Source organism: Pseudanabaena cinerea FACHB-1277 (assembly GCF_014696345.1).
GTDB lineage: Bacteria > Cyanobacteriota > Cyanobacteriia > Pseudanabaenales > Pseudanabaenaceae > Pseudanabaena > Pseudanabaena cinerea.
On record NZ_JACJPY010000025.1, the window covers coordinates 1 to 13911 of the forward strand.

General features: G+C 42.8%; 16 protein-coding genes and 1 CRISPR repeat array (1 of these 17 only partly in view). Of the genes, 14 read left to right on the forward strand and 2 right to left on the reverse strand.

Going from position 1 to position 13911, the window contains the following annotated elements; translation table 11 throughout:
• From H6F44_RS22965 to H6F44_RS09780, 12 genes are all read left to right on the forward strand, one after another.
• Positions 1-272 (forward strand): hypothetical protein (locus H6F44_RS22965; RefSeq protein ID WP_206754452.1); only part of this gene is annotated, 272 nt, incomplete at its 5' end.
• Between the two features lie 43 nt (positions 273-315).
• On the forward strand, positions 316-888 hold the full coding sequence (locus H6F44_RS09730; protein WP_190350763.1) for a Uma2 family endonuclease: 573 nt from the start codon (positions 316-318) through the stop codon (positions 886-888).
• 8 nt (positions 889-896) lie between these two features.
• On the forward strand, positions 897-2156 hold the full coding sequence (gene csx2 / locus H6F44_RS09735; protein WP_190350764.1) for a TIGR02221 family CRISPR-associated protein: 1260 nt from the start codon (positions 897-899) through the stop codon (positions 2154-2156).
• A gap of 58 nt (positions 2157-2214) precedes the next feature.
• Positions 2215-2829, forward strand: a complete 615-nt coding sequence (locus H6F44_RS09740; RefSeq protein WP_190350765.1) for a hypothetical protein — start codon at positions 2215-2217, stop codon at positions 2827-2829.
• 33 nt (positions 2830-2862) lie between these two features.
• Entirely contained in the window at positions 2863-3723 is an 861-nt protein-coding gene (csx7, locus tag H6F44_RS09745) for a type III CRISPR-associated RAMP protein Csx7 (RefSeq protein WP_190350766.1), read from the forward strand.
• Positions 3724-3733: 10 nt separating this feature from the next.
• Entirely contained in the window at positions 3734-4363 is a 630-nt protein-coding gene (locus H6F44_RS09750; protein WP_190350767.1) for a hypothetical protein, read from the forward strand.
• A gap of 39 nt (positions 4364-4402) precedes the next feature.
• A complete protein-coding gene (locus H6F44_RS09755) occupies positions 4403-5359 on the forward strand; it encodes an RAMP superfamily CRISPR-associated protein (RefSeq protein ID WP_190350768.1) in 957 nt (318 codons plus the stop codon).
• Positions 5356-5835 carry a hypothetical protein gene (locus tag H6F44_RS09760; protein WP_190350769.1) on the forward strand — a complete coding sequence of 160 codons (480 nt, stop codon included), beginning with the start codon at positions 5356-5358 and terminating at the stop codon, positions 5833-5835. Before H6F44_RS09755 ends, H6F44_RS09760 begins: the two co-directional genes overlap by 4 nt.
• Before the next feature lie 3 nt (positions 5836-5838).
• Positions 5839-6876 carry an RAMP superfamily CRISPR-associated protein gene (locus tag H6F44_RS09765; RefSeq protein WP_190350770.1) on the forward strand — a complete coding sequence of 346 codons (1038 nt, stop codon included), beginning with the start codon at positions 5839-5841 and terminating at the stop codon, positions 6874-6876.
• Positions 6876-7514: a hypothetical protein gene (locus tag H6F44_RS09770; RefSeq protein WP_190350771.1), complete on the forward strand. Its 639-nt coding sequence runs from the start codon at positions 6876-6878 to the stop codon at positions 7512-7514. Before H6F44_RS09765 ends, H6F44_RS09770 begins: the two co-directional genes overlap by 1 nt.
• Positions 7480-7692: a hypothetical protein gene (locus H6F44_RS09775; RefSeq protein ID WP_190350772.1), complete on the forward strand. Its 213-nt coding sequence runs from the start codon at positions 7480-7482 to the stop codon at positions 7690-7692. Before H6F44_RS09770 ends, H6F44_RS09775 begins: the two co-directional genes overlap by 35 nt.
• A 4-nt stretch (positions 7693-7696) precedes the next feature.
• A complete protein-coding gene (locus H6F44_RS09780; protein WP_190350773.1) occupies positions 7697-9013 on the forward strand; it encodes a TIGR02710 family CRISPR-associated CARF protein in 1317 nt (438 codons plus the stop codon).
• A 49-nt stretch (positions 9014-9062) separates the two neighbouring features.
• On the opposite strand, the gene H6F44_RS09785 is transcribed toward H6F44_RS09780, so the two are convergent.
• Positions 9063-9209 (reverse strand): hypothetical protein, encoded by a 147-nt coding sequence (locus H6F44_RS09785; RefSeq protein WP_190350774.1) that lies wholly within the window; start codon positions 9207-9209, stop codon positions 9063-9065.
• A gap of 315 nt (positions 9210-9524) precedes the next feature.
• The gene (gene csx18 / locus H6F44_RS09790) at positions 9525-9833 is read right to left on the reverse strand and encodes a CRISPR-associated protein Csx18 (RefSeq protein WP_190350775.1); all 309 of its coding nucleotides are present in this window, start codon (positions 9831-9833) and stop codon (positions 9525-9527) included.
• Positions 9834-9959: 126 nt separating this feature from the next.
• Between csx18 and cas1 the strand changes: the two genes are divergently transcribed.
• Positions 9960-10970 carry a CRISPR-associated endonuclease Cas1 gene (gene cas1 / locus H6F44_RS09795; RefSeq protein WP_190350776.1) on the forward strand — a complete coding sequence of 337 codons (1011 nt, stop codon included), beginning with the start codon at positions 9960-9962 and terminating at the stop codon, positions 10968-10970.
• A gap of 52 nt (positions 10971-11022) precedes the next feature.
• Positions 11023-11301 carry a CRISPR-associated endonuclease Cas2 gene (gene cas2, locus H6F44_RS09800; protein ID WP_407681868.1) on the forward strand — a complete coding sequence of 93 codons (279 nt, stop codon included), beginning with the start codon at positions 11023-11025 and terminating at the stop codon, positions 11299-11301.
• Between the two features lie 263 nt (positions 11302-11564).
• Positions 11565-13911: direct repeats of the CRISPR family, unit length 37 nt; unit sequence ATTAGCCACAACCTTTACCCCGCAAGGGGACGGAAAC (it continues 9325 nt past the right edge of the window).

The window sequence follows — 13911 nt, forward strand, 5'->3', positions numbered from 1 at the left end:
ACTGCATTTTCTTGTTACTATTTTTATTCCTCTTTATTCTTCCTATTTCTTCCTTGCTTGTACATAAGTATATTTACTTACCGCAAACTTGGGATGCTCCCCTTCATTTGCGTTTGACTCAACTTTATTTAGGATATCTTGTTAGAGAACATTGTGGTCTTGAAGGAATTCAAAAAAACAACGCTGAGGGCAAACAAGAATCAAAAAATCAATCTGATGCAAGCAATACACATTCAGTAAAACCTCAGTCAAAAAGCCCTAAATCTCGTTGATAAAGGCAAATAAGAAACAATCAAACATCTAGAGGTAATCTCTATGTCCACTCAAACTAAATCTCGATACTTCAGCCCCTCTGAGTATCTAGTACTAGAAGAATTAGCCACATTTAGGAGCGAATATCATGATGGAGAAATTGTTCCGATGACGGGCGGCACGGCCGAGCATAACCAGATTGCGATTAATTTGGTGACGTATTTGCGATCGCAGTTGCGGGGTCAAAACTATCGCGTATATATGAATGATATGCGTCTATGGATACCGCGCTATCGAGAATATACCTATCCTGATGTGCTGTTGATTGAGGGCAAACCGATATTTGAGGGCGATAACCGCACTACAGTTATCAATCCGTCTCTAATCATTGAAGTTTTGTCAAATTCGACTAAAAACTATGACAAAGGAGAGAAGTTTGATTACTATAGATCTATTCCTGAGTTCAAGGAATATATTCTCGTTGAGCAGTATCGCCCCTATGTTGCTCAGTACAAAAAGACTGGCGCGGGTTGGCTTTTGACTGAGTATGAGTCCTTAGATGCAGTTTTGAGTTTAGAGGCGATCGCCCTCCAAATCCCCCTCCCCGAAATCTACGATCTCATTGAGTTTATTTAGGTAAAAATATGAAAGTAATATCTTTTCTCGGATTTAATCAGTATGGTTATACAGAGACCACATATGTCAATCCTGATAAAACTAAAAAGTTTAAGACTGCTATTTTTCAAGAGGCTATAGTTGATTTCTACAAGCCTGATGCAGTTTATGTATTACTTACAAAAACTGCAAAAGAAGGTATATCGAACAATGCGACTGAATCAACATGGGAAACCTTGAAAAAAAGTTTAGAAGGTAAGGTCGATCTTCATTCTATAGAAAATATTCCCGAAGGACACACTACTGAAGATATTTGGCAGCTTTTTGAAAAGTTGACAAGTTTTATTGAGCAAGATGATGAGGTTTTGTTTGACATAACTCATGGATTTCGTTCATTGCCTGTACTAGCTTTAATTGCAGTCAGCTATTTGCGTGTAGTTCGTAATGTCAAGATTGTTGGTTTAATCTACGGTGCATTTGATGCTAAAAACAAAGAAACTAATGAGACTCCAACTTTTGATTTACTCCCAATTGTAGGTTTATTGCAATGGACAACAGCTACAGATCAGTTTATCAAAACAGGAAATGGACAAGTTTTAGCAAGTTTGTTAAAAGGTGGTGAAACATCAACTCAAAATCTAGGCGATAGTATTAATGCTATCTCCAAAGGATTGCAACTGCTAAGACCAATGGATGTAATGCAGGAATCATCTTTACTGCCAGATAGAATTAAAGAAGCAACAAAAAGCATTTCTAAAACGATTCCACCTTTTGCTACTTTGTTAAAACGTGTACAAGATGACTATGGAAAATTCGGTTTAAATAATCCTAGTGATTATCAAACCAATTCTAAGTTGGCTTTGGCTAGGCAAGTGGAAATCATTGAATGGTATTCAAGTAAAGGACAAGTTGTCCAAGCCCTATCTCTTGCTAGAGAATGGTTGCCCTCTTTACTTTGTCATCATTTTGATCTTGATCCTTTGATTGAAAATCCAAATCGCTCAGAGATGGAATTCTTACTTTCATCTAGTGGTATGTTAAAAGATAGAGTAACTAATGAAATTATTAAGCAATCACCATATAGGGAACAGTGGCTTGCAGTTCCCAATGATAAACGTACTCCACTTACAAGGTTATGGGGAGGTGGCATCAATTTAGCTAACTTGCGAAATGACGTTCTTCATGCAGGATTTAGAAGAAATTCAAGGAATGCTGATGCTGTAATTCAGCAACTGGAAATAGTCATTAGAGAGCTAAAGGTAATTGCTAAGTTATGGGAATTGAATTAGTTGAAAATGCTTAACTAATCTCTGATCTTGTAGAAATAAGCTTTTATCTTATTAAATTATGTTATACAGTAATTTTACACTTTCTAAAGTGAGAGCAACTTTTAATCTAGTATTAGAAGAAGAAAAAGACTTGTTTGCCAATAGCGATCGCATACAGCCTTCCGAACTATTGCAGATGATCTTGAAAGAATATTTGACCTTAGCGATCGCCATCAATAGCAAAAAATCACGCTCAGAATTTATCATTGCCCCTGTACTTGCCGAAGTCAAAAAACTTTCTAATCATCAAATCTCATTATTTTCTGGCAAAGAATTTAATGTGGATAGTGGCAAAGGGCTGACAGGTTACTGTGACTTTCTGCTCAGTCAATCCAAAGAACAGCTATATATCAGCGCCCCTGTGACCACAATTGTGGAAGCAAAAAATGAAAATCTAATCGGTGGATTTGGTCAATGTATTGCCGAAATGGTGGCAGCGCAAATTTTTAATCAACAGGCAGGAAACACGATCAGGACAATCTATGGAGTTGTTACTAGCGGAACCAACTGGCGATTTTTAACCCTTTATGAAAGTACTGTTTACATTGATGCAGTGGAGTATTACATCACGGAGCTAGACAAAATCTTAGGAATATTATTACAGCCAATTCAATCTGTTTTAAATAAATTTTAAATATCTAGTTAAATTAATTAGGAGAACCACAAAATGTTTGATGTATTTAAAAATCGCTTAGAAATCACTGGCACTCTCACCACAATTACCGCCTTACGCATCAGTGCAGGGCGATCAACTGAGCCAATTGGCACAGATTTACCAGTGATCAAAGATGCTTTTGGTCGACCTTTGATTCCAGGATCAAGTTTTAAAGGGGCATTGCGATCGCGCCTTGAGAGTTTCTTGCGTGGTGTGCTAGGCGATGATCGCAAGTTAGTTGCCAATCCTGCGATCGAAGAAGAATGGTCAATCAAGAAAGATGAAATTAAAAAGTTTAAACAAGACTACGCGGATGATCAAGAACTCACTAGAGTGATTTTAGAACATACCGATCTACCTTCCCACCTTTTCGGCTCACCTTGGCTTGCCAGTAAATTTCAAGTGCGCGACCTAACAGTTTTGCCTGATACTTGGTTTGGACAGTACCAAGAACGTGATGGCGTAGCCATTGACCGCGATACAGAGACAGCCGCCGATGGTAAACTCTATGACTTTCAAGTTGTGCCTGCGGGAACTCCCTTTGAATTTAAAGCAGTAATTGAGAATGCCGAACAATGGGAATTAGGTTTACTGATGATTGGCTTGCATCAGTTTGAGACAGAACAAATTCCCCTTGGAGGTGGGCGATCGCGTGGTTTAGGCGTTGTGCGCTTAGATATCAATCAATTGCGCTGGTTTGATGTCGAAGATAATCCTCATCGCTTGATTGATTACCTCAAAAAACTCGTAGATGGAGACAGCACAGCCTATGTCAATGGTGAAAACCTGAAACCTCATTGGACAGCAGCTTTGATTGCACATTTGAGAGGCAAAGTAAGCGATCGCCCTCTAGCTTCCACATCAACAAATTAATGAGGTAACTATGTCTTTCAGTAATTTCAAAAGTCTCGGATCAACAGTCAAGGAACTACAAGTTACTTACAAAGAAGCGCATTTCTTAGCAAACGCATCATTCCCAGTATCAAATTATTTTCGGCAAGACTTAGAATTTGTGATGCGCGAAGGTGTGGTCAATAATTCCGAATTTGCTATCTGCGAAAATATGATTTATCCCATTCTCAAAGAAATTTGGAAATTCTATAGCGATAAATTCACCCTCTGGAGTCACCAGTTATTGACCTGTGATGACAACCTCACGGGCTTTCCTGAGTACATTCTGGCAAGGCGATCGCCCTTTGGCAAAATCGTATTCGACAAACCCTATTTACTTTTAGTGGAGGCAAAACAGGACAACTTTGATTGGGGTTGGGGGCAGTGTCTCGCGGAGATGATTGCTGCTAATCGGTTACATGGATCGGCAGCGATCGCCATTTTCGGCATTGTCTCCAATGGTGTGACTTGGGAATTTGGCAAACTAGAGGGGGCTTGCTTTACCCACAACCCAGAACCAATCAGCATCTTTGATCTAGAAAAACTATTTGGTGCTGTCAACTATATCTTTCAGCAATGCGAGATGCAATTGACAACCTATTTAGACAGAGCCGCCGCCTAAATTTATCCTAAATTTATATATTAAGGAACTTAATCAATCATGCACAAACGACTAGTCAATCACTGCACCATCAATCTAAGCCTAATTCCTGATGGACCAATTTTGATTAAATCAGGCAAAGAAGGAGCCGATCCAACTAAGCCAGATATGGAATTTGTTGAAACTTATCACGGCGGTAGTAAAACTATTTATTTACCAGGCAGTAGCCTCAAGGGTGCGATTCGCGCCCATGCAGAAAGAATTGTGAGGACAGTGGGCAGCGATCGCCCGCCTTCTAATCCATCGCAACTATGGGCAAATGACCCTTTAAACGATAAGTATGATTATCTAAAAAATAAATCTTCTACGGATATTTACAAACTTTCATCCTTTACCGATCGCCTATTTGGTAACACATCCCTAGCCAGTCGCTTACGAATCGAAGATGCTTATCCCGATCCAGCCAAGCCTGTAAAAACTGAAGAACGCAATGGTGTTGCTATTGATCGTGTATTTGGCTCAGTTGCCGTGGGACCTTTTAACTATCAAGTCTGCACCGCAGGCGAATTTCAAACTAAGATTCATCTCAAGAATTTTAGCCTTGCTCAACTGGGTTTAATCGGTCTAGTTTTACGCGATCTCAATGATGGCTGGTTTGGTATTGGTTTTGCCAAATCTCGCGGGTTGGGAACAGTCAAGGTCAAGCTAAATGAGGCTGTGGTGCAGTATCCTAGCTGTGAGCTTAGGGATGGAAAAATTTATTCCTTTGGACAACAAGCTGAACTTGGATCGCCTGATATTCTATTAGGTGCAGGCGAATTTTTAGAGGCTGATAATCCCTATGGTTTTACAAAGCCTGATCATCAAACAACGCGGATCACCGCAATACCGATGAACTTAGGCTTTGGTGTGCAGATGGTATGGCAAGGTGATGATGAAACGGGTGTTCCCAATTTATTTCAATGTGCTGTGCGATCGTGGAGTGAAGTGCTAAAGGTAGGGAGGACAGCCGCATGACTTTAGCTAAATCATTTGTTAAAAAGGCATTTGTGGGAACTAGAGAAAATCTTTCTGAATCTGAACTCAATCATCTTCTGCAACAATATCAAGGTAATCACAGCTATTATTTTTTGCGTTGGGCAGATAGGGTTAGTGGAGTGATTGAAAATTTGCCTGATTCACTGAGTCCTGAAGGTCAGATGTTTAATGCCGATCTAGAAATTAGGTGGAAGCGAAAGGGCGACAAGTATAATGTGCTGCTCTTGAGTGAATATGACAATGATTATCCAGAGTTTAATGGCTTTGATCGCTTTCCTCAAACATGGCAAGCCGAAACCCGTAATGCCAAATTCTATACTGCAACTGAAACTCGATTTCCTAAGGAATTTATTTATCCCGAAAAGCTAAACTTCGGTCAGCGCTATTTCAAAGACCAAGATACAGGTATCGTTCATTTTGTTGCTCTTACTATCTTAGATCCAAAGGAGGCTTAACCCATGACTTACAAACCACCCGCAAGACCAACTCCTAACCATAGTAATAACAATGATGATGCTGCACCAAAGCCCTATGCAATGGTCACTTTTCCGACAACGCCGCCGCCTAAAGCCAGACCTGCGGGACATCACAAATATTTAGACAAACACATTCACGGCACATTATTCCTCACGCTCAACGTGCAGACTCCTCTCCATGTCTCAACAGGTGTAGTGGCACTAGGTGCAGATGTTAATGCGCGTGTACCTCTAATCAAAACGATGACTGTTGATACTAACAAAAAGTTGGTGATTCAAGGCAGTTCGCTCAAAGGCTGCATTAGAGCCGTTTATGAAGCAATTACAAATAGTACTTTAGCTGTCAATTCACGCTCTGCGGACAAAGTGCCAAGAGAAAGACAACCCTGTCGTAACAAAGAAGAGCTATGTCCAGCTAGTCAAGTTTTCGGTGCTTTAGATTGGCAAGGATTGATCGAGTTTAGTGATGCTCGATGCACTAATAACAATCCTAGTACGGGGTTTATGCCTTCTCTCTATTCACCGCGCCCTGCCCGTAGAGACTATTACAATCCTAGAGGTATGGCAAAGGGACGTAAGTTTTATTACAACTTTGCCAAATCTATTGACAAAGGACAAAATCAAGGAATCCCTGTCCAACAAGCATCTAAGGACTTTACCTTTATAACAGAGATTCATTTTAAAAATCTCAAGCCTGAACAGTTGGGAGTGCTGTTAATCATTTTGGGACAAGATCCAAACTATCCGATCGCTCTGAAAATCGGTGGCGGTAAGCCCATCGGCATGGGAACGATGACGGTCACGGTTGATAAGATTGAACAGTCTAGTAATTTGCGCGATCGCTATTCCAGTTATGAAGCCACTGAGTCCGATCAACTTACTGGTACTAAGCTGCAAGAATTTATGCAAAAACAAATTAACATTGCCCAATCTAGCCTCATTCAAAAAGAACAACTAACCCAACTAGCGGCAATTCTTGCCTATCCATCCACCAAACAACCACCATCGGGAATGTACTAATGAACGATACTCTCACCGAATCTCAATGGCAATCTGCCCATAAAATTGCGATCGAGCTGATCAAAAGCGAAACCGATCCCAATGAAGTTAGTAAGGCTAATTCATACTTGCGATCAATGAGCGATCGCCCTGATGCTATTTCTAGATTTTTTAAGTACATCAGCACTCTAGTTAGCAGTGGCAATCAAATCGGACATAGCAAAAAGACTGTCGAATATTATCGCAATATTGCTGCTGCCTATAAGGAATACCTCAGCGATCAAGACAATCCTCAAGTGATGTTGCAGATTTTAGGTTGGACTTCGCGGCTGATGCGCTATTACAAAACCGCACCGATCGCCGAACGAGATGCCAAGTTGCAAGAAAAAGCGGCGATCGCTGACAATCAAGCTCAACGCCTAGCAGAAATTAAGGCATCAGTAAAATCTCAAGTCTTTGAATTGGGGAAAATCGTTGATGCAAAGGTTGTCAACAAAACTAGTGGCAATAAAGTTACCTATGAGATAGTGGGTACAAGCATCAGGAACACTATCAAAGAGCCAAAAATGTTTGACAAATTAGAGATTGATCAAATTGTCAAAGTTCAAATTAATGAGATTGATGATGGCATTCCCAAAAAGTTTAAGCGCGTGGATTAGGTTTAGAAAGTTCGCGAGTGGCGATCGCCTTAAAAACATTCCTGAACAAGAACAATGGCTTTGGGACAACCCTCAAACACTTGCTTCATTAGAAAGAGGACTTGAGCAAGCGGCATCTGGTGAAACCTATGATCTAGGCTCGTTTAGTCAATACGTTAACTTAGAAATTGAGGATTAGAAATATGCCGAAAATTTTATTTATCACAGTTGGTGGATCGCATCAGCCGATCGCTACTTCTATCAAAAGCCAAAAGCCCGATCGCGTAGTCTTTATCTGCTCCGATGGTGCGAGGGGCAGCAAATCCCAGGTGATTGGTGATGGTAAGCCCTGCGAAGTTAGGAAGGGAACCGAGGTAATTGAATCTTTGCCAAATATTCCCACACAGTTAGAGCTAGGCGATCGCTTTGATGCTGAAAGAGATTTGGTACTGATTCAGGAGCCAGATAATCTGTCGGAATGCTATGACAAAATCAATCAAAAGATCCGTGAAATTAAGCAGGAAAGTCCCAGCGCGGAGATCGTAGCGGACTATACAGGTGGCACAAAAACGATGTCTGTGGCTCTAGCAACCGCATCGCTGGACAACGAGATTTTGCTATTCATTACCACTAATACCACGCGGCAAAACTTGATCAAGGTGGAGTCGGGAGAGCGATCGCGTAAGGCGACAACAACAGGATTGCTGGTAACGCGCACTGTGGAAAAGGCTTTGCCTGTATACTTACAGAATTATAATTACACGGCAGCGATCGCGGATTTACAAAATCTGATCCAAAGCACAGAGCTAAGTGCTGCACAAACGCGGCAGATTGATGAACTGCTCGATCAATGTGAGGGGTTTGATGCATGGGATCGCTTTGATCATCGGGTGGCTTTGTCGCGCTTGCAGCCCTATATGAAACAGGCAAATATTCAGCCCTATGGACTGTTTCTCAAAAAGGCGATCGCTAGTCGAGGGTTATTAGACACGAAATTTGATACCAGTAACGGGATGATGGGTCATGGCTATGAAGTGGTGGAAGACTTGCTGCTGAATGCTGATCGCCGTGCTAGTCAAAGGCGATATGATGACGCAGTGGGGCGACTCTATCGGGCGATCGAGTTATTGGAGCAGGTGCGCCTGTTTAAGCAATATGGCATTTTGACGGGCGATGTGGATGTGGCGAAGTTGCCTGAAAGTTTGCAGCCCGAATATGAAGCAAGAAAGGCTAGTCATGGCAAGAAGAAAGTCCAAATTGCCCTATTTCAGAGCTATGATTTGCTGTCTAAGTTTGATAACGATCCCCTTGGACAGTTGTTCTTGAAGTACAAGGATCGTATTTTTAATTCCTTGGAAATTCGCAATAATTCACTATTTGCCCATGGATTTCAACCAATTAGCGAAAGTGATTATCGGCATGTTAATCAGGTGATTGGAGAGTTTATTCGTGAAGGAATTGCGGCGGTGATTCCCGCTAAATTGAAGTCAGGAGCAAGGCAGTTTCCGCAGGTTTTATAAAACTTTATGAAAGCTATATCGCCATCAAAGAAGACGATATAGCCTTTATTTAACTAATAGCAGGTAATACGGAGATGATAATCACGGCGATAAAGCCAAATAATACGCCTAAAATTGCCCAAAGCTCTTTATTTCTCTTTTTCGATTCAGCGATCGAGTAACAAGCCCAACCACAGAACCCCCAAATCGCAACCATTAATAATTCCATCGAAGTTATTCCCTTTTTTTTAATTTCAACGTCTCAAATTATTGCATTAGATTGAAGATGCCTATTCAACTTAATGTTCAAAAATCACTCAAAAAAGTGCCTAGTTATAATCGATCCCAAACGTAGTTACAGATGCCATTTGGCATAGGCTTCGTTCCATTCTTTGGCAGTATTGCGAGGTTTTGCACCAATTTTAACGGCTTCAATGGCTAGGTGCGATCACAATGACGGCTAATAAGCTCCACAGAACAGTTTTAGGATTCATGGCATGGCAATGGAGAATAAATGAAGTTATTTGAGAAGTTATTTAAGGAGTTTTTTGATTTGGTCTTGAAGTAAGGAGTTCTCAGGGTCACGATCGTTAGCAGTGATGGGCGCAGAGGCTTGAGAATTGAGGGTTTGCCGATCGCCACTGCCAACCAAAAAGAGCAAAGCCCGATCGCTGAGGTTGCCGATGACCACACTGCTGATGAAGACACCCAAGGTGCAGGTAATCACGGCGAATAGTCCGAGGGGCGCGATAATCAGGATGATCCAAGTGACGGCGGCATTGGCGATCGCGGTGATGATCGTGCGATCGCGCACAATTTTTTTGAGAAAGGATGGGGACATGATTTTTAAGGCAAGTGAACTGCTTGATTATGTCACCCGATTGAAGATGGCTATTCAATTGACTAGTTATAGTGGATTTGATGGGACTAGTGCTTATTTTTTAGATACAAGTTTGATGAAGGGATCATGACGGCAATTTATTTGACTGAGGCGGGAACGGTGGTGAATTTTAAAAATGAATCACTAGTGATTAGTCGAAGGGGCGATCGCCAGTCTTTTCGATTGGCGGAGATCTCTTTGCTGGTGGTGCATACGGGTGTGCAGCTAACCAGTGTGGTGATGGCGGAGTTGATGGATCGCGGCATTGAGACGATTTTTTTGCGGCAGGATGGACAGTTTCGCGGCAGGTTGCAGGGCAGTTTTCAGACTAATCCTGCGCTGCGGTTGGCGCAATATCAAGCTGTAAATTCTACTTTCGGTACGGTGATCGCCCAAAGGTTAATTGAGGGCAAGATTCGCAATCAAAGGGCAATTTTGCAAAGGCGCAATCGGGCGACTAAGGGAGCGATCGCGGAGATGTCGGAGGCGATCGATTTGCTGTCGACCTATATTTTGCAGGTGCGTAATCATGATGTGCCTTTTAGTCGCGATAGTTTGATGGGATTAGAGGGCATCTGTGCGCGGTATTACTATCAGGCTTTGCGCCATTATTTCCCCTCTGAATGGCAGTTTCAGGGGCGCAATCGTCAGCCACCGCTCGATCCGATTAATGCGTTGTTGAGTTGGGGTTATGGGGTCTTATTGGCAAGGATTTTTGCGGCGGCGGTTTTGGCGGGGCTAGATCCCTATTTGGGATTCTTTCATGTGACGCAGCCCTATCGCCCAAATCTGGCTTTGGATTTGATGGAGGAGTTTCGCCCTGTGGTGGTGGATGCGGCGGTGATTGCCATTGTTCAGTCAAGTTTGTTAACTCCTGAAGATTTTGAGCCTTCGCCCGATGGTGCTGGTATTTGGTTGGGGGCGATCGCCAAAAAACTTTTCCTTGCCCAGCTTGAACGTCAGTTTAATAGTTCTCTGCTCTATCCGCCCCAAAATCGCAAGTTGCGCCTTAGCCAAATTCTGTTGGAACAGGCGCGATCGCTGGGACGTTGTTTGCTGGAGCGATCGCTGGATTATCAGCCCTATGTCATTAAATAGAGAGAGTGGCGCATTGCGCCACTCTCTCTGTTCTCAATTTATGGATCAAAATATGCTGTGGTTGGTTTGTTATGATGTGACGGACGATCGCCGCCGCCTAAAGTTGGCGAAGCGGCTGGAGCAGCGTTGTCAGAGGGTGCAGCGATCGGTTTTTGAGTGTCCTTTGAGTGAGGCGGTGTTGGATAAAAATTTACAAAAGTATTGGTTGCCTTTGTTGAAGCTGGATGAGGATAATTTGCGGGTCTATCCTTTAGATGAAACGGCGAAGCGGCGATCGCGGGTGTTTGGTGGTGCGCGTCCCTATGAGCCGCCTGATTTTGTGATTTTATGAGTTTTAAGTTATGTAAAGTTGGTGTGCTTTTTGTCGCGGGTTGCTATGGTTAGTTTTTTGGTGTTTTCTGGTGTTTGTGGGATGTTTGGGCTGGTTTTTGGGTTGACTTGTTGGTGATTTTGAGTTATTTTGTGAATATTGCAGTTTTAAAAGCCTTTTTTAGTTTTTTCCTGTTTTTCTGGTTCGTTTGTAAACGATTGTTAAGCGGGCTGCATTTTACGAACCTTGAAAACCACATAGTGTATATGTTTCTGAGTGGCAGTATTAGCCACAACCTTTACCCCGCAAGGGGACGGAAACCCAACAATAGAACCTATAGGCAATCCTTTAGATTCAGGATTAGCCACAACCTTTACCCCGCAAGGGGACGGAAACAGCAATACGGTTATTGCCAACCAATTCAAAAGGTATTTGAGTATTAGCCACAACCTTTACCCCGCAAGGGGACGGAAACTTAGTAACACCTCCAACTTATATTGAAGAGTTTAAATCATTATTAGCCACAACCTTTACCCCGCAAGGGGACGGAAACTTTAGCAGTTGAAGATGCTAAAACAGAAAAAGAGCCTAGCATTAGCCACAACCTTTACCCCGCAAGGGGACGGAAACAATCATAGTTGTTGTCTTTATAACTATTATATATACTCTAATTAGCCACAACCTTTACCCCGCAAGGGGACGGAAACCAGAAGAAGAAGAGTAATAAGCCATTGCCATTTCAGGATTAGCCACAACCTTTACCCCGCAAGGGGACGGAAACCCTTCTATACCAACCAGGAGCGGAGGTAATCCTGGAAAATTAGCCACAACCTTTACCCCGCAAGGGGACGGAAACGATGACTTAAGTTCCTTAACCATCCGACAGCTCAAGATTAGCCACAACCTTTACCCCGCAAGGGGACGGAAACGATAATAATTTCTCGTTCAGTCATTGCAGTATCCTAAATTAGCCACAACCTTTACCCCGCAAGGGGACGGAAACTTGAGACTAGCTTTGAACTGAATAGCAGTCTCTTTGTCTAATTAGCCACAACCTTTACCCCGCAAGGGGACGGAAACTGACTACACAGGAATCTATGAGGAAAGCAGTTTATAGTATTAGCCACAACCTTTACCCCGCAAGGGGACGGAAACTGAGGGTGGATACCCGTGCTGTGCTAACATCTCAGAATTAGCCACAACCTTTACCCCGCAAGGGGACGGAAACCAGAAAGTTATGTTATCGTAAGCATAGATAGCATCGCTATTAGCCACAACCTTTACCCCGCAAGGGGACGGAAACTCATTTTAGTCAGTACAAAGTTAATTCCGTTTCATTTGAGGATTAGCCACAACCTTTACCCCGCAAGGGGACGGAAACTCATGGGTACAGAACAATCTAAAGGCTGTAGCAGTATTAGCCACAACCTTTACCCCGCAAGGGGACGGAAACTTAGGAATCCAAGTAAGGACGGTGTTCCTATCACCGTCAAATTAGCCACAACCTTTACCCCGCAAGGGGACGGAAACGTTCGCTAGTCCCTTCAATTTGGTTAAGAGTTTTATCTAATTAGCCACAACCTTTACCCCGCAAGGGGACGGAAACGAGGCTTCGCAACCTCGAGGACTCCCTTGCTCATTATTAGCCACAACCTTTACCCCGCAAGGGGACGGAAACAGTGCTTGGTTTAGTCTCATCTAACATTGATTATGTTGCTAAATTAGCCACAACCTTTACCCCGCAAGGGGACGGAAACTCATATCACAAATTATGCTTACCACTATAGTTTTCACATTAGCCACAACCTTTACCCCGCAAGGGGACGGAAACGTCAATCAATTGGGCCTCAATTTGATCATAGGATTCCTATTAGCCACAACCTTTACCCCGCAAGGGGACGGAAACTAAGTCTATCTGCCTCATTTTTAATCTGTTCAGGAGTCATTAGCCACAACCTTTACCCCGCAAGGGGACGGAAACATCTCATGAGCGCCATCTAAGTCAATATATGGAATGATTAGCCACAACCTTTACCCCGCAAGGGGACGGAAACTATTTATACCAATCAGGGAATCTAGTAGTCCCTGTTCTCTATTAGCCACAACCTTTACCCCGCAAGGGGACGGAAACACCGTACATCTGCGCTTAAAGCCCTTATGGCTTACGGGTATTAGCCACAACCTTTACCCCGCAAGGGGACGGAAACCAACATTGATGCAGAGGTCTTAGCCCCACTGGTTGCTTGATTAGCCACAACCTTTACCCCGCAAGGGGACGGAAACGCGGTAAGTTATCAGAGTCTCCTGTAGCTTCTAGGTATTCTATTAGCCACAACCTTTACCCCGCAAGGGGACGGAAACCTGCTAGAGAGGATGACTATGGCTTACTATTGCACACGATTAGCCACAACCTTTACCCCGCAAGGGGACGGAAACCAACACACTAAGAACCTTAGAGGAGATGGTAGCTAGACTTATTAGCCACAACCTTTACCCCGCAAGGGGACGGAAACCATGTCATCATGAATTAAGAGAAATCCATCTTGATATGCAACAGATTAGCCACAACCTTTACCCCGCAAGGGGACGGAAACTACTTTACAGGGCCAAATGTATATAATACTTATAGGT